Raw genomic sequence first — 18348 nt, forward strand, 5'->3', positions numbered from 1 at the left:
CGATCGGCGGTCGTGCTGCACGCCGTGATCACCTGGACCAAAGCTTTGTCAGACACGCCCTAGCTCACTGGCTCCGGGACGGCGTGGAGTTTTCCGTCGGGGCCGGCCAGGCAGGAAGCGTTGCCTTGCTGGGTCGTCAGGAAATCGGTGAGGCAGTCGGCGATGGCGGCGTGTCCGGCGGCGTTGGGGTGGAAGGATTCCTGCAGTGCGTGCGTCGCCCGGTCGACCTGGGTGAGGTCGTTCAGGTGCAGGGTGAGGCGGGTGAACCATTCCGTGGCCAGGTTCGGGCCGCCGGAGCAGGCCTCGTGTTTATCGCCTGCTCGGGCCAGGTCCAGGAAACGGGCGCCGGATTGGGCGGCGGCCTGTTTGATTCCGGCGGAAAGGGTGCTGATGCCCGTCGTCGAAATCCACTGCAGGTCGTCGGTGCGGAAGGGGCAGCCGTTGAGGCTTTGCAGATCCGCGGGAATGTCCGGGCCCACCGGGGCGGCGTAGGACTGGAGCACCAACTGGTAATCGGCGGGGACGTATCCGGCGTCGGCTAACACCTTTTTCACGTCGCCGACCGCGTTCGCCACTTTCGGGACCATGGCGTCCACTTTGGACTTCCACGATTCCTTCAGCGCGACGTTGCAGGACGGGCCGTCGGAGGAGAACCAGGCCCGGAAGCATTCGCTGACCTGCGCGGAGAACTTCGGGTCGTCGTTCGCGCCGACCGCGATCACCACCGCGGCCACCCGGTGGTTCTTCACCACGTCGGCCAGTTGCGCGGCTTGGGAGCGTTCGCCCCACTGCTTCGCGTCGCCCAGCGCGACCTGGGCCGCGGGCGCGCCGGAGCAGGCCAGGTTGACCCGGGCGGTGACGCCGGGAATGCGGACCTTCTGCACGAACGCCGCCGACGAGCGGTGGCACCAGTCGCCGTTCCTGCCGTCGGTGTCGGGGCTGTAGGCGCCGGCGCCCTCGCCGGAGACGGTGCTGTCGCCCATCGCGACGATGGTCAGCGGGCCGTGCCCGGGCGGGCCCTGCCGCGGGAAGGGCTGGCCGGGACGGCTCTCCGAGCCGAAAAAGACGAAAAAGCCCACGAGGACAGCTACGCAGGCGAGGACCAGCGCCCCCCACCACCACCGGAATCGTCGCATCGCCCGCCAAGTCTAGCGAGAACCCGGACCCCGCCGGCAGGGATTGAGGGGGCTGGGACGCGGCTCACCGCCCGCCAGCTGTCCACAGTGGACTCAGCCCCTCATTCGGAGGCCCAGACCGGCGGCTTGCGGTGGGCCCACGGGGCCGCTCGCTCGAGCTGTCCGGCCAGGCGGAACAGCAGGTCTTCGCGGCCGAAGGCGGCGGTGAACTGCATCCCGAGCGGCAGTCCTTCGGCTTCGGCCAGCGGCACCGACATCGACGGAACCCCGGAAACGTTCGCGGCCGCGGTGCAGGGGGAGCGGTCGAGGACGCGGTCCAGCCAGCCCAGGCCGTCCAGCTCCTCGGCGCCCTCGCCGTAGGCGCCGAGCGGGACCGGCGGCTCCGGCAGGGTCGGGGACAGCAGCAGGTCGTAGCGCTGGAAATGGTGCGCGAAAGTCCGGGAAACGCTGTTGCGGATCGCCAGCGCGCGGATGAACTCGTCCGCGGTGACCTGCCGGCCGTAGCGGTAGCTGGCGAGGGTGACCGGTTCCAGCGTGCTCTCGTCGACCGGACGGCCGGTGGCGGCGGCGATGCCGTCGATCCACGGGACCAGGTTCGCGGCCCACATCCGGGCGTTGCCGAGGACGAATTCTTCCCACGAGACACCCAGCTCCAGCGACGTCTCCTCGACCGCGTGGCCCAGGGACTCGAGCAGCCGCACGGTTTCGGACAAGGCCGCGGAGACCGGTCCGGTCGGCTGGCGGCCGCCCCACGGCTGGCGCAGCACGGCTATCCGAAGCTGGCCCGGCTCGGTCTTGACCTCCTCGGCGTAGGGCCGGCCGGGTCGCGGCGCGAAGTACGGGTCACCGGGTTCCGGGCCTTCGATGAGGTCCAGCAGGACGGCGCTGTCGCGGACGGTTCGGCTCAGGCCGCCCTGCACGGCCAGGCCGTTGAAGACCTCGTCGGCACCCGGGCCCTGCGAAACCCGGCCGCGAGTGGGCTTCAGGCCGAACAATCCGTTGCAGGAAGCGGGAACCCGGATGGAACCCGCGGCGTCGGTCGCGTGCGCCAGGGGGACGATTCCGGCCGCGACCGCGGCGCCGGACCCGCCGCTCGAACCGCCCGCGCTGCGGTCCGGGGACCACGGGTTGCGGGTCGGGCCGTAGAACTCCGGTTCGGTGGTGGTGCTGTAGGCCATTTCCGGAGTCGCGGTGCGGCCGATCGTCACCAGGCCCGCCCGGCGGAAGCGGCGCATCAGGAACGAATCCTCGGCGGCGGCCGACCCGGCGGCCAGCCGGCTGCCCAGTTCGCTGCGCTTGCCCGCCATGGCCACGCCGAGGTCCTTGATCAGGAACGGCACGCCCGCCAAGGGAGCCGAGCCGGGAGCGTCCTCGGGAGCCCAGGTTTCGACCACCGCGTTGATCTGCGGGTTCACCGCTTCGACGGCGCGCGCGGCCGCGTCGGCGACCTCGGCGGCGGTCACTTCGCCTCGGGCGATCAGGTCCGCGAGCCCGACAGCGTCGCAGCTCGCGTATTCGGAGATTTTCACCAGCACGTCCTTGACGAGACTCATCAGTATTGGGTGATACCAACTGGTATCGTGGGGGACGGTTGTGTACCGTAGCCGGTGTCGAACCGCATTGCCAGCCCCCGAGGAAGAACCGATGACCAGCAGCTCCGCCCGGCGGCCGACGCGGGTCGCGACCCTGCCGCCCCGCGAGCGGATCCTCGACGCGGCCGAGGAGCTGTTCCTCAACGAGGGAGTCGTCCGGGTCGGGGTGCAGGCGATCGCGGACCGCGCCGGGACCACGAAGGTGGCGATCTACCGGCATTTCGGCACCAAGGACGCGCTGATCGCGGAATGGCTGCGGATCGTCGTGCACGACTACTCCGCGGCGTTCGACGAGGCCGAGCAGGCCCATCCCGGCGATTACGCGGAGCAGATCCGCGCGGTCGGCCGGTTCATCGTCGACGGCCTGCCCGGGTTTTCCCACCGCGGCTGCCCGTTCACGAACTCGGTCGCCGAACTGCCCGACCCGGACCATCCCGCGCGGCGGCTGATCCGCGAGCACAAGACCCGTCAGTTCGGCCGGCTGCGGGCGATGTGCGAGGGGCTCGGCCTGCCCGATCCGGAGCTGGGCGCGGCGGAGCTGACGTTCGCGATGGAGGGGGCGCAGATCGCGGTGCAGAACGGCGGCGTCGAGAACGTCGGCGCGCACCTGACGAAGATCGTCGAAGCAGTGATCAGCCGGGGGAAGCCGACCTGACGGCTCCGGTGGAGTTGACGTTCGCGATGGCGGGCGCAGAACGTGATCAGCCGGGCGAAGTCGGGCTGAGTGCCGCGCGTTTTCGCTGCAGCAGAAGGCGTTCCGCCTCGTTCGCGACCAAGCGAAGGGCCTCGTCGTAGGCCGCGACGGCTTCGGCGGTCCGGCCCAGGCGCGCGAGCAGGTCGGCTCGGACGGCGTGGAAAAGGTGCCGGTGGCCGAGTTCCAGACTGTCCACAATGGCCAGAGCGGCGGCCGGGCCGTCGACCTCGGCGACCGCGACGGCCCGGTTGAGCGCGACGATCGGCGTCGGGGCGAAGGCGAGCAGCTGGTCGTAGAGGGCGAGGATCTGGACCCAGTCGGTGCCGTCGCTGTGCACGGCGTTGATCGCGGCCTGGATCTGGTACGGCCCCGGGCGGTCGAGCCGCAGGCAGCGGCGGACGAGGTCTTGCCCTTCGGCGATCAAGGTCCGGTCCCACCGGCCGCGGTCCTGGTCGGGCAGCAGGACGGGGACGCCGTCGGCGTCGAGCCGGGCCGCGCGGCGCGATTCGGTCAGCAGCAGCAGCGCGAGCAAGCCCTGGACTTCGGGTTCGCCGGGCAGCAGGGCGGCCAGGACCCGGGTCAGGCGGATCGCCTCGGACGCCAGGTCCGGCCGGGTCAGATCGGCGCCGCTGCTGGCGGTGTGGCCTTCGGTGAAGATCAGGTACAGCACCGCGAGGACGGCGTTGAGCCGGTCCGGGAGATCGGCCGCGTCGGGGACCCGGTAGGGGATCCGGGCGGCGCGGATTTTGGCCTTCGCGCGCACGAGCCGTTGTGCCAGCGTCGATTCCGGGACGAGGAACGCGTGCGCGATCTCGGCGGTGGTGAGGCCGCCCAGCAGCCGGAGGGTGAGCGCGACGCGGGCGGCGGCGCCGAGGGCGGGGTGACAGCAGGTGAAGATCAGCCGCAGCCGCTCGTCGGGCACCGCGCCCTCGTCGAACGGCTCGGCCGCGTGCAGGAGCGCGGCCAGCGCGTGGCGGTCGGCGCGGCCGGCTTCGCGGCGGAGCCGGTCGATCCCGCGGTTGCGCGCGGTCGTGATGAGCCAGCCCGCGGGACTCGGCGGAAGGCCTTCCGCGCGCCATTTCTCGGTGGCGATCGCACACGCCTCCTGGACCGCGTCCTCGGCGAGATCCAGATCGTCGAAAACGCGCGCCAGCACCGCGACCGCACGGCCGTGCTCGGCGCGGAAGACCCGCTCGAGCACGGCCGTCGGAATCACTGGAACTCCCGGACTTCCACCGGAAGCGTGGTGATTTCCGAGATCCGCCGCGCCCATTCCGTCGCGGGCTCCGGCCCGGGCGCGGTCACGACGGTGAAGCCGCCCAGGTGTTCCTTGCCCTCGGCGAACGGGCCGTCGGTGCAGAGGACGTCGTCGCCGGAGGCCCGGACGACCTTCGCGGCCGCCGCCGGACGCAGCCCGCCCGAGAAGACCCAGGCGCCGGTCGCCTTCATCTCGTCGGTCACCGCTTCGAGGCGCGCCGCGATGTCCGCCAGCACCTCGGGCTCCGGGGTTCCGCCGTCGGGCTGGTAGATCCCGAGCAGGTACTGCGGCACGGACTCCTCCTTCGCTCAGCGTTGCCGGGCCGGCCGCACGATCATCTCGCTGACGTCCACGTCGGCCGGCTGGTCGAGAGCGTAGGCGATGGCGTCGCCGATCGCTTTCGGTTCGATGGCGTCCTTGCGGTAGCTCCGCATGAACTCCTGCGTTTCCGGGTCGCTGATGGTGTCGGCGAGCTCGGACGTGACGACGCCGGGGGAGACCGTGGTGACGCGGATCGACGGGTCGCATTCGAGCCGCAGGCCTTCGGTGATCGCCCACGCCGCGTATTTCGTGCCGCAGTACACCGCCGCGGTCGGCGTGACCTGGTGCGCGCCGATCGAGGCGACGGTGACGAAGTGGCCCCGGCGCTGGCGGGTGAAGTGCGGCAGCGCGGCGGCGATGCCGTGCAGCAGGCCCCGGACGTTGACGTCGATCATCCGGTCCCATTCGTCGACCAGCCCGGCGTCCAGCCGGGACAGCGGCATCACGCCGGCATTCGCGACGAACGCGTCGATCTCGCCGTGGTCGCGCACCGCGCGGTCGACGAACTCGGCGACGCCGGCGCGGTCGGTCACGTCGAGGCGGTGGACTTCGATGCCGTCCGCGCTGGCGGCGAGTTCCGCGAGGCGGTCTTCGCGGCGTGCTCCGGCGATCACGTGCCAGCCGTCCGCGGCGAGGCGGCGGGCGGTGGCTTCGCCGATGCCGCTGCTGGCACCGGTGATCAGGGCGGTCTTGCTCATTTGGCTTCCTTCGGGAAGTCGGCGGACAGGGTGACGTCGCGCCAGTCGTCGAACGTCGTGCGGAGGGTGTCGAGGCGGGCGGTGGCGATGTCGTAGGCGGCTCGGCCGAGCAGCAGCCGCAGCGGCGGTTCGGCCGAGGTGACGGCGTCGATGACCGCGGCGGCGGCGCGGGCCGGGTCGCCGGGCTGCTTGCCGTAGGTGGCCAGCGTCGAGGTGCGGCGCGCGCCGGCGGTGTCGGCGTAATCGTCGATCCGGATCGCGGATTCCCGCATGGACGGGCCCGCCCAGTTGGTGCGGAACGCGGCCGGTTCGACGATCGTGACGCCGATGCCGAGCGGCCCGACCTCGGCGGCGAGCGACTCGCTGAAGCCTTCGACGGCGAACTTGGTCGCGTGGTAGTAGCCGGTCGCGCCGAAGGCGGCCAGCCCGCCGAGCGACGAGACCGAGACGACATGGCCGCTGCGCCGCGCCCGCATGCCCGGCAGAACGGCGCGGGTCAGCGCCATCAGGCCGAATACGTTGGCCTCGAACAGGGCTCGGATCTCGGTGTCTTCGCCTTCCTCGACGGCCGCGAGATACCCGTAGCCGGCGTTGTTGACGAGCACGTCGATCCGGCCGAAGCCGCGGTGCGCCTCGGCGACCGCGGCGGTGATCTGCTGCTGGTCGGTCACGTCGAGCGCGACTGACACGGCACGTCCGGGGTGCGCGGCGACGAGGTCCGCGACGCGTCCGGGATCGCGGGCCGTCACGACCGCGCGCAGGCCGCGTTCGAGGACCGCGGTCGCGAGCGCGCGGCCGAGCCCGGTGGAACACCCGGTGATCAACCAGACGGGTGCGGTGGTTTCAGGCATGGAGCTACCCCTCAAGGAATGCGGAAATGGCGAAAAAAGCGGCAGCGGCTAGGCCGGGTCGCCGGCGGCGAGACTGCCGAGAAGCCCCAGCGTCGCCTCCGACGGACTGCCCGGATCCGCTTGGTACACCACGAGTTGCTGGCCGGGAGCGCTGTGCACGGTCATCGTTTCGTAGTGCAGGGTGAGCATTCCGGCCAGCGGGTGCCGGAACCGTTTCGTTTCGTGCGTTTTCTGCCGGAGTTCGTGGCGCGCCCACAACCGGCGGAAATCGGCGCTCTTGAGCGACAGTTCGCCGACCGCCTCGATCAGCAGCGGGTCGTCCAGGTCGGTGCCCGCCGCCGACCGCAGCCCGCCCACGGTGTTGACCGCGACCTGTTCCCAGTCCGGGTAGAAGTCCCGGGCGTCCGGGTCGAGGAAGACCAGCCGCAGCAGGTCGCCGCTGTGCTCGTGCCCGGCGAACAGCGCTTCGCCGAGCAGATTCGCCGCGAGCACGGTCATGCACCGGCCGAGCACGACGGCCGGCGTCCGCGGCCACGCGTCCATCAGCTGCACCAGCTTTGGGCTGACGCGTTCCTTCGCCGGCCGCCGCTTCGGTCGCTTCGGCCGGGCCAGCGCGTGCAGGTGGGCGAGCGCCTCCTCGTCGAGTCGCAACGCCCGGCCGAGCGCCTCCACGACCTGCGCCGACGGCGTGCGCTCGCGGCCCTGCTCGAGCCGCACGTAGTAGTCGGTGCTCACCCCGGCCAGCCGCGCGACCTCCTCCCGGCGCAGGCCGCTGACCCGGCGCCGGGTGTCGGCGAGCAGGTCCGCGTCCGCCGGGGCGGTGGCGCCGCGGCGGGCCCGCAGGAACTCGCCGAGAAGGTTGCTGTCGCTCATGCCCCCAGGCTAGATCGCGGCGGGCGGCCGCGGGGGACGCAAAGGGGGTGTGGTTCTCCCACCCTCGCGGTACCCCGCGGCGCGGTGGTTCAAACCTATCCGCTCCCGCTCTGCCCGCGCGCACCCGCGGCCGCGGAACCGGCAGGCAGACTGTTTTGACTGGTCAGCGGCGCGGACAGACCCTGCGGAGACCACCCCTTCCACCGGAAAGGCGAACCCATGCGCCGAACCCCGCTGCTCCTGGCCGCCGTCGCCGCCGTGTCCATGGCCGCCGCGCCCGCACCTGCCGCCGAGACCTGGACCACGGTGTTCGAGGACACCTTCGACGGCCCCGCCGGCACCGGCCTCGACCCGCGGAACTGGCTCTACGACAAGGGAACCGGCTACCCCGGCGGCGCGGCGAACTGGGGCACCGGCGAGATCGAAACCGCTGCCGACTCGACGGACAACGTCTACCACGACGGTGCCGGTCACCTGGTGATCAAGCCGCTGCGGGACGCGAACGGCGCCTGGACGTCCGGCCGGATCGAAACCCAGCGCACCGACTTCGGCGCCCCGGCGGGCGGGCAGATGGAAATGAGCGCGACGATCCGGCAGCCCGACCCCGCGCACGGCCTCGGCTACTGGCCCGCGTTCTGGGCGATGGGCGCGGACGCCCGGCCGGTCGGCGCGACGAACTGGCCGAGCATCGGCGAGCTGGACGTCATGGAGAACGTGAACGCGCTGGACAAGCACTCCAGCACGTTCCACTGTGGACAGTGGGCCGGGGAGTGCCACGATCCGGACGGGATCAGCAGCGGCCTGCGGGACTGCGCCGGCTGCAAGAGCGGCTACCACACGTATGCGGTGGTGGTGGACCGCCGGGACGCGGCCGCGGAGGAGCTGCGGTTTTCCTTGGACGGCAAGGAAACTTTCTCGGTGAGGCAGAACCAGGTGTCCGATGCCACCTGGAAGGCGGCGGTGGACCACGGGTTCTTCGCGATCTTCGACGTGGCGATCGGCGGGTCTTACCCGAACAAGGTGTGCGGGTGCACCAGTCCCGGGGCGGACATCACGCCGGGGGCGGGGATGAGCATCGACGCGTTTTCGGTGAAGGTCAGCACGAACTGAGGCGCGCGGCTCAGCCCGCACCCGACAGATCGGTCTGCTCCGCCAGCCGGGTCACCACGTCCAGCAGCGCGGCCGGTCGCGGCCCGTCCGCGCGCCACGCCACCACCGTGCGCGCGGATTCGCCCTCCAGCGGCACGAACACCACCCCGGTGCGGCGCAGGCTGTGCGCGGACCTCGCCAGCCGCGTCACGCCGACTCCGGCCGCGACCAGCCCGAGCAGCCCCTGCACGGTCGCGGTGCGCTGCACGACGTTCGGCGTGAAGCCGGCCGCGGCGAAATCGGCGTCGTACTTGCGGTGCCACGGATCCCACGACGTCCGCGGCGTCAGCACCCACGGCTCGTCCGCGAGGTCGGCCAGGCGCACGGACGACCGGCCGGCCAGCCGGTGCCCGGTCGGCACGACCGCGCAGACCTCCTCGGTCAGCAAGGGGTGCGTCGCCAGGCCGTCGACCAGCGGCGGGCGGGTGAAGCCGACGTCGAAGCGGCCGTCGAGGAGGCCGTCGACGAGTTCGGAGATCAAAACTTCCGAGGTTGTGACAGCCAGGTCCGGCAGTTCCTCCCGCACCGCGCGCACGACCGGCGGGAGCAGGTAATTCGCCGTGCTGGCAAGGAAAGCGAGCCGCAGGGTGCCGGTCTCGCCCCGGACCGCGCGCGCCAGCGCGGCCACCGCCGCGTCGGCGCGGGAGAGCACCGCGCGGGCTTCCGGCAGGAAGAGCTCGCCGATCGCGGTGAGCCGGGTGCCGCGCGGGTCGCGGGTGAAGAGTTTCGCGCCGAGCTGGCGTTCCAGCACGGTGATCTGCTGCGAGAGCGACTGCTGCGCGATGTGCAGGGCCGCGGCCGCGCGGGTGAAGCTCGTCGTCTCGGCGACGGCGACGAAGTAGCGCAGCTGCCGCAGCTCAGGAGTCACAGGCTGAGACTGTAGCCCGCCAGCGAACCGGTGTTGGCGGACCCCGTCCGGCGCGCGCCACGATCGGAGGCGCAGGAAACCACTGGAGGGATTGCTCGATGACCGAGGAGACCGACGGCCGCGTCTGGCTGATCACCGGGTGCTCGAGCGGCTTCGGCCGCGAACTCGCCCTGGCCGCGCTGGCGGCGGGGGACCGGGTGCTCGCGACCGCCCGCGACCCGAAGACGCTCGCCGACCTCGTCGAGTCCGGCGGCGACCGGGTGCGCACGGCCGCGCTGGACGTCACCGATCCGGCGCAGATCGACGCCGCGGTGCGGGCGGCGCTGGAGGAGTTCGGCCGGATCGACGTGCTGGTCAACAACGCCGGCCACGGGTCGGTCGGCGCGGTCGAGGAACTGACGATGCCGGAGCTGCGCGAGGTGCTGGAGGTGATGTTCTTCGGCGCGGTCGCGCTGACCAAGGCGGTCGTCCCGCTGCTGCGGGAACAGGGGAGCGGCACGATCGTGCAGATAAGCTCGAACGGCGGCCTGCTCGCGCCGCCCGCGTTCGGCGCGTACTGCGCGGCGAAATTCGCGCTGGAGGCCGTCTCCGAGGCGCTCGCGGCGGAGGTGGGCCCGCTCGGGGTCAAGGTGCTGATCGTGGAGCCGGGCGCGTTCCGCACGTCGTTCGGCGGCGCGGCGTTGCGCCGTTCCCGCGTGATCGACGCCTACGCCGAAACGACCGCGGCCACCCGCGCGCTGGTCGAGGGGCTGGACGGCACCCAGGCCGGGGACCCGGCGAAAGCGGCGGCGGCGATTCTCCGCGCGGTCGACGCGCCGGACGCCCCGCTGCGGCTCGCGCTCGGAAACGACGCGGTGGACTCGATCCGCGGCAAGATCGCCGCGCTGACCAAGGACCTCGACTCCTGGGAGGCGGTCAGCCGGGCGACCGCGCTGGACTGAAAGCCGGGTGGCCGCCCGCGCGGGCGGCCACCCGGCCCGGCTCACGGATAATTCGGGACGTTGACCGGCTTGGTGCCGTCCGGCGTCACGTCGCCGGTGTCGTTGACGACGTGGGTGATCGTGCCGCGGTGGTTCAGCGACACGGTGAGCAGGCTGTGCAGCTTCACCCCGCTGTTCTGCGGCACTTCGAACGCGTGATAGCTCGAAACCGCCGGGTTGGTGTCGAAGAAGCAATAGCTGCCCAGGCCCCACGCCTCGTGCGAGGTCACGTCCGGGCCGACCTGGTACGCGGCGTACCCGGCGGTGCCGGGCGCGGAATTCCACGAGGCCTGATCCGGGACGTCGTAAGGCATTTCGTTCTGGAAGAAGATCGTCTTGCCGTGCTGTCCGTTCCACACCACCTGGAACTTCTGGTAATGCTCCACGAACAGCCCGGTGGCGGTCACGTTGTCGCCGTTGACGAGCACCCCGGTGTCGGCGGTGTTCGTGGTCCAGCCGACGGTGCCGCTGTCGCCGTGGTCGGCCCGCCAGGCCCAGACGTGGTCGACGATCGTGTCGTCGCTGTTCACGACCAGGCTGGTGGTGGCCTTCCCGGCCAGATCGCCGCCGACGCGGAAGAACACGTCCTGCAGCGACGTCGGATTCGCCGAGTGGCTCGTGTGCTCGCCGCTTTCGCCGACGGTCAGCAGGGATGGCGAATTCCGCGTGCCCGCGTCGAACAGCAGGCCCTTCACCCGCACACCGTCCACATCGGACACATGCATCGCGTCGACGCCGTTGTCCGGGATCAGCGTCGGGTAGCCGATGCCGAGCACCGTCGTGCCCGGGCGGGTGACGTTCAGCGTCTGGTCGAGGTGGTAGGTGCCGGGGGTAAAGAACAGGTTGCAGCCGGAGTCGAGGGAGCTGTTGATGCTCTCCGCGGTGTCGCCGGGCTTGACGACGCGGAACTGGCTCATCGGCACGGAATCGCCGGGCGTGCCGCCGTTCGCCCAGCTCGGCCCGGACGCGTTCGTGCGCAGGGACGGCAGGAAGACGCGGTAGTTGCCGCTGTCGTCCACGTACAGGTACGGCACGTCACGCGACACCGGCGTGGTGTCGAGCGTCGTTTCCGGCGGGTTCGGGAAAGTGGTGGCCGGCGCGCCGGTGGTCCCGGAGAAGACCATGTTCCACACGCCGCCGTCCCAGCTGCCCAGCGCCGAATCCCGCGTGTACCACTGCTGCTGCGAGACCGACGCGGCCTGGCCGGACACGCGGGTGTCGGCGACGTAGCCGCCGCTCGCGTAGCCGTAGCTGGCCGGGAACAGCTGCAGCCCGCCCTTGATGTCCATCCGGCGGAACGGCGCGGCCTGCGACACCGCCCACCGGTCGCTGCCGCTGGAGGGCGTGACGGCCAGGTTCTCCGCCGAACGCCAGAAGTTCTGCAGCGCCGAGCCCTGGTCGGACTCGTTGAAGGCGTCCACGGTGATGTCGCCGTTGATCTGGACGTCGTCTGGATTCTGTCCCAGGCCGGCGACCGAGGTGTAGAAGCCGACGTTGTCGTGCACCGCGTAGGCGCCCGGCTTGAACAGATGCGCGACGCGGCCCGAACCGAACTGCGCGGTCTGGGTGTCCTTCTGCGCCTCGAAGTCCTTGTCCAGCTGCGCCTGGATCGTCGCCGAGGGCATTCCCGGGTCGAAAATGTGCACGTTCGGCCCGAAGTCCGGCTGATCGGACTGGCCGGTGCAGCCCGCCGCCCCGGACGCTGGGGCCGCGGCGGCGGGGACGGCGAGCCCGGCTGCGGCCAGCAGGGCCAGCGCGGCCAGTGCGGGTCCGCGGGATCGGGACGGCCGCCCGGGTGGTCGATGAGTCCGGTTCACGTGGGGACACCTCCGCCGGTAGGGAATTTGCCAACCAGTTTGTGGTTGGCCACAACAAATTAAACGCCCAGCTCGGCACCGTCGGTCACAACTCGGTCACAGTTGTCTGGACCACTGGTGCGCATTCCGGCTATCGGAATCTCGTTCACGTCCGGGTGACGCAGCCAGCCTCGCGCCGCGTCGTGCCCCAAGATGACCTTGGACCTGCTGCCGTGAAGATCGGAGTCTCGGTGACCCGGACAGCGACGGACAAACCCTGGCGGCTGGGCTTCGCCGCCGCGGCGTCGGCCTTGGCGATGGCATGCGGCGTCGCGACCGCCGGACCGGCCGCGGCCGCGGACTACTCGAAAGCCGGCGAAAATGTTGCCGGTTCACAAATTCTGCGGCACGAGGGCGTGCGAAGCGGGACCCCGCGGTTCGACCCGGCGGCCGGGCAGACCCTCGGCCACGACGTGAGCGGCCACCAGGGCACGGTCGACTGGGGCCAGGCCGCGGGCGCGGGCGCCCGGTTCGCCTACGTCAAGGCGACCGAGGGCACCGGCTTCGTGAGCCCGCAGTTCGACCAGCAGTACAACGGCGCGCACGACGCGGGCCTCATCCGCGGCGCGTACCACTTCGCCCGCCCGGACGTCTCCAGTGGCGCAGCGCAAGCCGACTACTTCATCGCCCACGGCGGCGCGTGGCGCGGCGACGGCACGACGCTGCCGGGTGCGCTGGACATCGAATACAACCCCTACGGCGACGCCTGCTACGGCAAAAGCCAGGCCGACATGACCGCGTGGATCGCCGACTTCACCCGCCGGTACCTGGCGAAAGAGCGCCGCAGCGCGATCATCTACACCTCGACGTCCTGGTGGAAGCTCTGCACCGGCAACGCGGACGGCTTCGGCGACACAAACCCGCTGTGGCTCGCCCGGTACGCCCCGGACATCGGCGAACTGCCCGCGGGCTGGGACAAACAGAGCATCTGGCAGTTCTCGCGCACCGGCAGCCTGCCCGGCGACCAGAACTACTACAACGGCCCGATGAACCGCGTGCAGGCGCTCGCCCGGGGCGGAGGTTCGTCGGCGTGATCGCCTGAAAAGCCGTACCGGGAGGGGTCCGGGCGTAGTTGGATCGCCGGGTGACTTTCGCGATCGGACTCTTCGACCTCTTCGCCTACGCGATCCCGGGCGCCCTGCATTTGGCAGTCCTGGCCTACGTCGCCGGCCGGCTGCACTGGGTCGACCTGGCCGCCGTCGCGCGCGGACCGGGCGTGGTCGTGGTGATCGGGATCGTGGTGGCCAGCTACCTGCTCGGATACCTGGCATACCCGCTGGGCGCACGGGTGTCGAGGTGGCTGCCGCGGCGGCGGAAGCGCAGCGCGCGGGAGGAGTTCCTGCGGCGGAATCCCTCGGCGCGCGGGTGCGCGTTCGTCGAGGCGGACTCGTTCCTGCTGCTTTCGGCGCTGCAACTGCACGACGCTGACGCGGCGATGGAGGCGACGCGCGTGCGCACCACCGGGCTGATGCTGCGCAACTCCAGCCCGGCGATGGCGTTCGGATTCGTGGTGTCGGCGGTCGAGTTGATCGCCGGGCCGCATCGGGTGTTCGCGGCGTGCGCGGCGGCACTGTTCGCGGTGGCGTGCCCGGTGCTGGTCGCGCAGAGCCGGCTGCTGACGCATTGGGCGGGCGTGAAGACGCTGGAGCTGAGTTTCTGGGTGCCGGAGGTGAGGAGACTTTGGCGGCGCGGCGAAAGACGGAGTGATCGCGGTGGGCGAGATCGTCGAGGGCGCCGGCGGGAGGGTCTTCTCTCGCCGGACAATGCGGAGCCACCGACCCTGGTTGCGGCGCAGCGTCGGGCCGTCATTGCCGGAGACGCCGAAATCCCGGCCACGAAATTCTCGCGGCCGGGACTCCGCAATGGACCCGCTCAGCGCCCCCGGAACCGCGCGGCCAGTGCCGCTACCGGGGACCTCCGGCCGCGCAACGGGACCTCGCCCGAAGTGATGTCCGCCAGCAGCGTCGCCACCGTCTCGCGGGCGCACGTCCGGTTCGCGCCGATTCCGCCCGACGGGCCGCGCTTGATCCAGCCCACCACATATTCCCCGGTCCGGCCCTCGACGCGGCCCGCGGTGTTCGGGATGGTGCCGGTGGCGTCGTCGAAGGGGAGTCCGGGCACCGGACGGCCCCGGTATCCGACGGCACGCACGACCTGCCCCGCCGCGATCTCGACCGGTCCGGAAGGGCCGTCGACCCGCAGGCCGCGCACGTGGCGGTCGCCGGTGAGCTCCAGCGGCGCGGAGTGGAAGCGCAGCACGATCCGGCGCGGGCCGTCCGCGGGAGGGGCGGTCCAGTCGATCGTCTCGCGGTCCACGTCCCGCAGCAGCGCGGCTTTTCCGGCGCCCGCGTCGATCGCGGCGGTGGTGCGCGGGTCCTCGGCGTCGACGACGAGCGGCACGGAAGGCCGCTGCGCCAGCGCGATCAGCTCAGGCGAGGTGTAGGCGGCGTCTTCCGGGCCCCGCCGGGCCAGCAGCACTACCTCGCGGACCTTGCTGGAGCGCAAGCGTTCCAGCGCGTGCGGGGCGATGGCGGTGCCGTCGAGATCGTCCGGGTCGGCGGTGAGGATGCGGGCGACGTCCAGGGCGACGTTGCCGGTGCCGATCAGCACCACCCGCTCCGCGGAGAGGTCGACCGCGTGCGCGGGGACGTCCGGGTGGCCGTTGTACCAGGCGACGACCGTCGTCGCGGCGAGGCTGCCGGGCAGCTCTTCGCCGGAGAGGCCGAGGGTGCGCGCGGAAGACGCGCCGACCGCGTAGATCACCGCGTCGTGCCGTTCGGCGAGTTCGTCCGCGGTCACGTGGCGGCCCACCTCGACGCCGAGCTTCAGCTTCAGCCGCGGGTGCTGGTGGAACCGCGAGAAAGTCTCGCCGATCCGCTTCGTGTCCGGGTGGTCCGGGGCGACGCCGAAGCGCACGAGACCGCCCGCGACCGGCAGCCGGTCGATCAGCGTGACGCGTGCGTTGGTGTGCAGCAACAGGTCTTCCACCGCGTACATCCCGGCCGGGCCGGTGCCGACGACGGCCACGTCCGCGGGCTCGAGGTCGCTCGGGATTTCCCGGTCGAACTTCGGCGGGCCCCAGCGATGGAAGTTCGGCGCCGGGCTGGCGGCGGCCGGCGGGCGGTCGGCGAAAAAGTCCGCGTTGATGCCCGCGTACACCTTCATCGAGTCGGTCAGCAGGTCCACCGGGAAGATCGCGTCGACCGGGCACGCGTCGGCGCACGCGCCGCAGTCGATGCAGGACGCCGGGTCGACGTAGAGCATCTCGGTGGTGCCGAAGTCCGGCTCGTCCGGCGTCGGGTGGATGCAGTTGACCGGGCAGACCGACACGCACGTCGCGTCGTTGCAGCAGGTCTGGGTGATCGCGAAGGCCATGTCAGATCAGATTCGCCCGCTTGTAGAACACCAGCGCCGGCTTGGTGAGCAGCCCGCACGAGCCGAGGAACTCCATCAGCCCCGCACAGCTCGACCGCATCATCGACTTGTGGTGCTCGTTGGCCTTCGCCTCGCGCACCGCGCGCTCGGTGTCCAGCCCCGCGTTCTTGTACACGTCGCGGTTGACCATGCTGCTGACGATGAAGTACGACGCGATCGCGATGACCAGCGCGTTGATCTGGCGGCGCACGGCGCCCGCGCCCTCCAGCTGCTCGCGCGTCTCCTCGCGGGCGAACTTCATGTGCCGCGACTCTTCGACGACGTGGATGTTGTTGATGGTCCGCACGAACGGGACCACGCGCTCGTCGCGCATCCAGTCGCGCTGCATCACGTCGAGCACCTCTTCGGCGACCAGGATCGCCGCGTACGCCGCTTCGCCGCCCGCGACCGCCTTGAAGACGCGGCCCAGCTCGACGGCCAGCCGGCGCGGCCGGTACGGGGGAGCGCCCAGCTTCTGCGCGCCGCGGGCGAACATGATCGAGTGCCGGCATTCGTCGGCGATCTCGGTGAGCGCCCACTGGAACGCCGGGTCGGTCGGGTCCTTGGCGTAGAAATCGCGCAGCACCATCTGCTGCAGGATCATCTCGAACCAGATCCCGGTGCTCGCGACCGACGCCGCCTCCTGGCGCGTCAGCTCCTTCTGCTGCTCCGGGGTCATCTCGGCCCAGTAGCTCGTGCCGTAGAGCGTGCTCCACTCCGGGCTGGCCCCGTGGAAGTCCTTGTCCAGCGGGGTTTCCCAGTCGACCTCGGTGGCCGGGTCGTAGGACAGGGTCGCGGAGGAGTCGAGCAGCCGCTGCGCGGTCTCGTGCCGGCCGGACGGGGCTGCTTCCGGTGCTCGCTGCACGTCGGCGCTGGTCATTCGGTCCTCCCTGAGCGACATTGGTTAGGCGTTACCGCGATTCACTGTTACCTAAGGTAACACCTATCTGGCCGTATCGCGAGAGGCGCCGGCGAACCGCGTGTCGCCCGTTCGGGCAACCGGCCCGAAAAAGGGCCGCTGACCTGGCAGGATGAGCCCAGATTCGCTTCCTGACCCCCGGAGGAACCGCCGTCGTGACGCAACCGCCGCAGCCGTATCCCGGCGCCGAGCCGCAGGAGTACTCGCCGTTGCCGCCCGCTTACGGCGGGCAAGCCCCGTACAGCGGCCAGTTCCCGGCGCAGCCGCCTCCCGCGCCGACCGCGTACTTCGGCGCGACTGCCGTCGCCGTGGCGACGTTGTCCTCGGTCATCGGCCTGGTCGGCACGATCGGCGTCGTCGTGGCCGTGATCCGGATCGTCGGCAATCCGTCCTCGTCCAGGCTGCTGCCCACCGGGATCGTCGGGGCGCTGTACCTGGCGATCGCGGCACTGGCGGTCGCCGGCGCGATCGGCCTGTTCAAGCGTTCTCCGGCGGGCCGGATCTGCGTGCTCGCCGGCAGCGGCCTGGCGGTGCTGGACATCGTCGTCTTCATGCTCGTCGGCCTCGGTTCCGGTTTCGTCCGGAGGAGCACGCCGCCGACGCTGCAGATGACGTTCCCGAGCGGGCTTCTGTGGCTGATCGTCCCGGTCGCCGCGATCGTGCTGGCGGCGCACCGGGCGACCGGCGCGTGGCTGCGGCCGAAAACTCCGCCGATGCCGTACCAGCCGGGCTGGTGACCCGCCGGGAAGAAATCCTCCGCACCCCGCGGCTGCGGCTGACCACCTGGCTGCCCGAGGACCTGGACGAGCTCGCCGCCCTGCACGCGGACCCGGAAGTCATGCGGCACATGACGACTGGCCCGCAGCGCCGCGAAGCGACCCGCGCACGGCTGGAGACGTTCATCGCCGAACACCGGGCGCGAGGCTGGTCGAAATGGCGCGTCGAAGGCGCGTCGGGATTTCTCGGCCGGGCCGGGTTCGGGGTCGCCCATCGCAGCGGGCACCGCGAAGTCGGCTATCTGCTGGCGCGGGCGGCGTGGGGTGCGGGCCTGGCCACCGAGTTGACGCAGGCGCTCCGCCGGTGGCATGAGGAGCATCCGGAGCCCGCTCTCGCCCCGGAGCTGCGGGCCTATGTGCTGCCCGGCAACGCGGCGAGTTGCCGGGTGCTCGAGAAGGCGGGCTTCCGGGAGGCCGGCGAGGAAGACGGTCAGCTCGTGTTCGAGTCAGGCCGTTCCGGACCGGCGCAGGCGAGGCAGCACCGCTAGCCACAGCAGCACCGTCGCGACGCCGTACGCCACCGTCATGGTCAGGCTCATCGTCAACGGCGTCGTCCCGCCTAGCGAGACCAGCGGCGCGACAATCGGTCCGATCGCGAACGAAGACGTCCCGAGCAGCGCCGCGGCGGTTCCGGCGCGTTGGCCGTGGCTGGCGAGCGCGAGCGCGTTGCCGTTCGCCTGGGTCGTCCCGCCCGCGAACATCGACAATGCCAACGGGATCAGCAACGCCGCCAGCCCGGCTTCGAACAACACCGCGCCCAGCATCGTCAGTGCCGCAGCCGCGGTGAAAGTGGTGCCCAGCACGTACATCCGGACCGGGCCGGCGCGCCGCACCGCTGCCCGGTTCACCTGGGCGCCGAGCACGGACATCACCGCGTTCGCCGCGAAACAGGCGCTGAACAGCTGCGGAGACAACGAGAATCCGTCCTGCAGCACGAAAACTGATCGACGCCAGGTAGGTGAA

The 18348-nt window shown here is 71.2% G+C and carries 18 protein-coding genes; 6 read left to right on the top strand and 12 right to left on the bottom strand.

What is annotated here, in order from left to right; all coding sequences use genetic code 11:
* Positions 1–59: 59 nt before the first annotated feature.
* Positions 60–1136, bottom strand: coding sequence for a GDSL-type esterase/lipase family protein (locus L942_RS30240; RefSeq protein WP_051166358.1), 1077 nt, complete (start codon positions 1134–1136; stop codon positions 60–62).
* A 101-nt stretch (positions 1137–1237) separates the two neighbouring features.
* Positions 1238–2689 (bottom strand): amidase, encoded by a 1452-nt coding sequence (locus L942_RS30245; RefSeq protein WP_106965089.1) that lies wholly within the window; start codon positions 2687–2689, stop codon positions 1238–1240.
* A gap of 91 nt (positions 2690–2780) precedes the next feature.
* On the opposite strand from L942_RS30245, the gene L942_RS30250 reads away from it, so the two are divergent.
* Entirely contained in the window at positions 2781–3383 is a 603-nt protein-coding gene (locus L942_RS30250; protein WP_037367124.1) for a TetR/AcrR family transcriptional regulator, read from the top strand.
* Positions 3384–3429: 46 nt separating this feature from the next.
* Here the strand turns inward: L942_RS30250 and L942_RS30255 are convergent, their stop codons facing one another.
* Genes L942_RS30255 through L942_RS30275 form a run of 5 tightly spaced genes read right to left on the bottom strand, consistent with a single transcriptional unit; the run spans position 3430 to position 7423 of the window.
* Positions 3430–4695 (bottom strand): RNA polymerase sigma factor, encoded by a 1266-nt coding sequence (locus L942_RS30255; protein ID WP_440201347.1) that lies wholly within the window; start codon positions 4693–4695, stop codon positions 3430–3432.
* Positions 4635–4973: a YciI family protein gene (locus L942_RS30260; RefSeq protein ID WP_037367126.1), complete on the bottom strand. Its 339-nt coding sequence runs from the start codon at positions 4971–4973 to the stop codon at positions 4635–4637. The genes L942_RS30255 and L942_RS30260 overlap by 61 nt, the downstream gene beginning before the upstream one ends.
* Before the next feature lie 15 nt (positions 4974–4988).
* A complete protein-coding gene (locus tag L942_RS30265) occupies positions 4989–5699 on the bottom strand; it encodes an SDR family oxidoreductase (protein WP_037367127.1) in 711 nt (236 codons plus the stop codon).
* Positions 5696–6550: an oxidoreductase gene (locus L942_RS30270; protein ID WP_037367128.1), complete on the bottom strand. Its 855-nt coding sequence runs from the start codon at positions 6548–6550 to the stop codon at positions 5696–5698. Before L942_RS30270 ends, L942_RS30265 begins: the two co-directional genes overlap by 4 nt.
* A 48-nt stretch (positions 6551–6598) precedes the next feature.
* Positions 6599–7423, bottom strand: a complete 825-nt coding sequence (locus tag L942_RS30275) for a helix-turn-helix transcriptional regulator (protein ID WP_037367129.1) — start codon at positions 7421–7423, stop codon at positions 6599–6601.
* Positions 7424–7642: 219 nt separating this feature from the next.
* Between L942_RS30275 and L942_RS30280 the strand changes: the two genes are divergently transcribed.
* Positions 7643–8533 carry a glycoside hydrolase family 16 protein gene (locus tag L942_RS30280; protein ID WP_051166359.1) on the top strand — a complete coding sequence of 297 codons (891 nt, stop codon included), beginning with the start codon at positions 7643–7645 and terminating at the stop codon, positions 8531–8533.
* Positions 8534–8543: 10 nt separating this feature from the next.
* Here L942_RS30280 and L942_RS30285 read toward each other — a convergent pair whose 3' ends face one another.
* Positions 8544–9440 (bottom strand): LysR family transcriptional regulator, encoded by an 897-nt coding sequence (locus L942_RS30285; protein ID WP_037367130.1) that lies wholly within the window; start codon positions 9438–9440, stop codon positions 8544–8546.
* A gap of 98 nt (positions 9441–9538) precedes the next feature.
* Between L942_RS30285 and L942_RS30290 the strand changes: the two genes are divergently transcribed.
* Positions 9539–10381, top strand: a complete 843-nt coding sequence (locus L942_RS30290; RefSeq protein ID WP_037367131.1) for an oxidoreductase — start codon at positions 9539–9541, stop codon at positions 10379–10381.
* Between the two features lie 41 nt (positions 10382–10422).
* Here L942_RS30290 and L942_RS30295 read toward each other — a convergent pair whose 3' ends face one another.
* The gene (locus L942_RS30295; RefSeq protein WP_037367132.1) at positions 10423–12237 is read right to left on the bottom strand and encodes a hypothetical protein; all 1815 of its coding nucleotides are present in this window, start codon (positions 12235–12237) and stop codon (positions 10423–10425) included.
* Positions 12238–12533: 296 nt separating this feature from the next.
* Here L942_RS30295 and L942_RS30300 point away from each other — a divergent pair, with 296 nt between their 5' ends.
* A complete protein-coding gene (locus tag L942_RS30300; RefSeq protein ID WP_051166361.1) occupies positions 12534–13310 on the top strand; it encodes a lysozyme in 777 nt (258 codons plus the stop codon).
* An 838-nt stretch (positions 13311–14148) separates the two neighbouring features.
* Here the strand turns inward: L942_RS30300 and L942_RS30305 are convergent.
* The gene (locus L942_RS30305; protein WP_037367133.1) at positions 14149–15651 is read right to left on the bottom strand and encodes an FAD-dependent oxidoreductase; all 1503 of its coding nucleotides are present in this window, start codon (positions 15649–15651) and stop codon (positions 14149–14151) included.
* Between the two features lies 1 nt (position 15652).
* Entirely contained in the window at positions 15653–16570 is a 918-nt protein-coding gene (locus L942_RS30310; protein ID WP_037367134.1) for an AurF N-oxygenase family protein, read from the bottom strand.
* Between the two features lie 194 nt (positions 16571–16764).
* Here L942_RS30310 and L942_RS30315 point away from each other — a divergent pair, with 194 nt between their 5' ends.
* Both L942_RS30315 and L942_RS30320 read left to right on the top strand, forming a co-directional pair.
* Positions 16765–17346, top strand: a complete 582-nt coding sequence (locus L942_RS30315) for a hypothetical protein (RefSeq protein ID WP_037367135.1) — start codon at positions 16765–16767, stop codon at positions 17344–17346.
* Positions 17343–17873, top strand: a complete 531-nt coding sequence (locus L942_RS30320) for a GNAT family N-acetyltransferase (protein ID WP_037367136.1) — start codon at positions 17343–17345, stop codon at positions 17871–17873. The genes L942_RS30315 and L942_RS30320 overlap by 4 nt, the downstream gene beginning before the upstream one ends.
* On the opposite strand, the gene L942_RS45605 is transcribed toward L942_RS30320, so the two are convergent.
* Entirely contained in the window at positions 17832–18320 is a 489-nt protein-coding gene (locus tag L942_RS45605; RefSeq protein WP_235079511.1) for a hypothetical protein, read from the bottom strand. The genes L942_RS30320 and L942_RS45605 overlap by 42 nt on opposite strands.
* Between the last annotated feature and the right edge of the window lie 28 nt (positions 18321–18348).

Source organism: Amycolatopsis orientalis DSM 43388, assembly GCF_000411975.1.
Taxonomy (GTDB): Bacteria; Actinomycetota; Actinomycetes; order Mycobacteriales; family Pseudonocardiaceae; genus Amycolatopsis; species Amycolatopsis orientalis_D.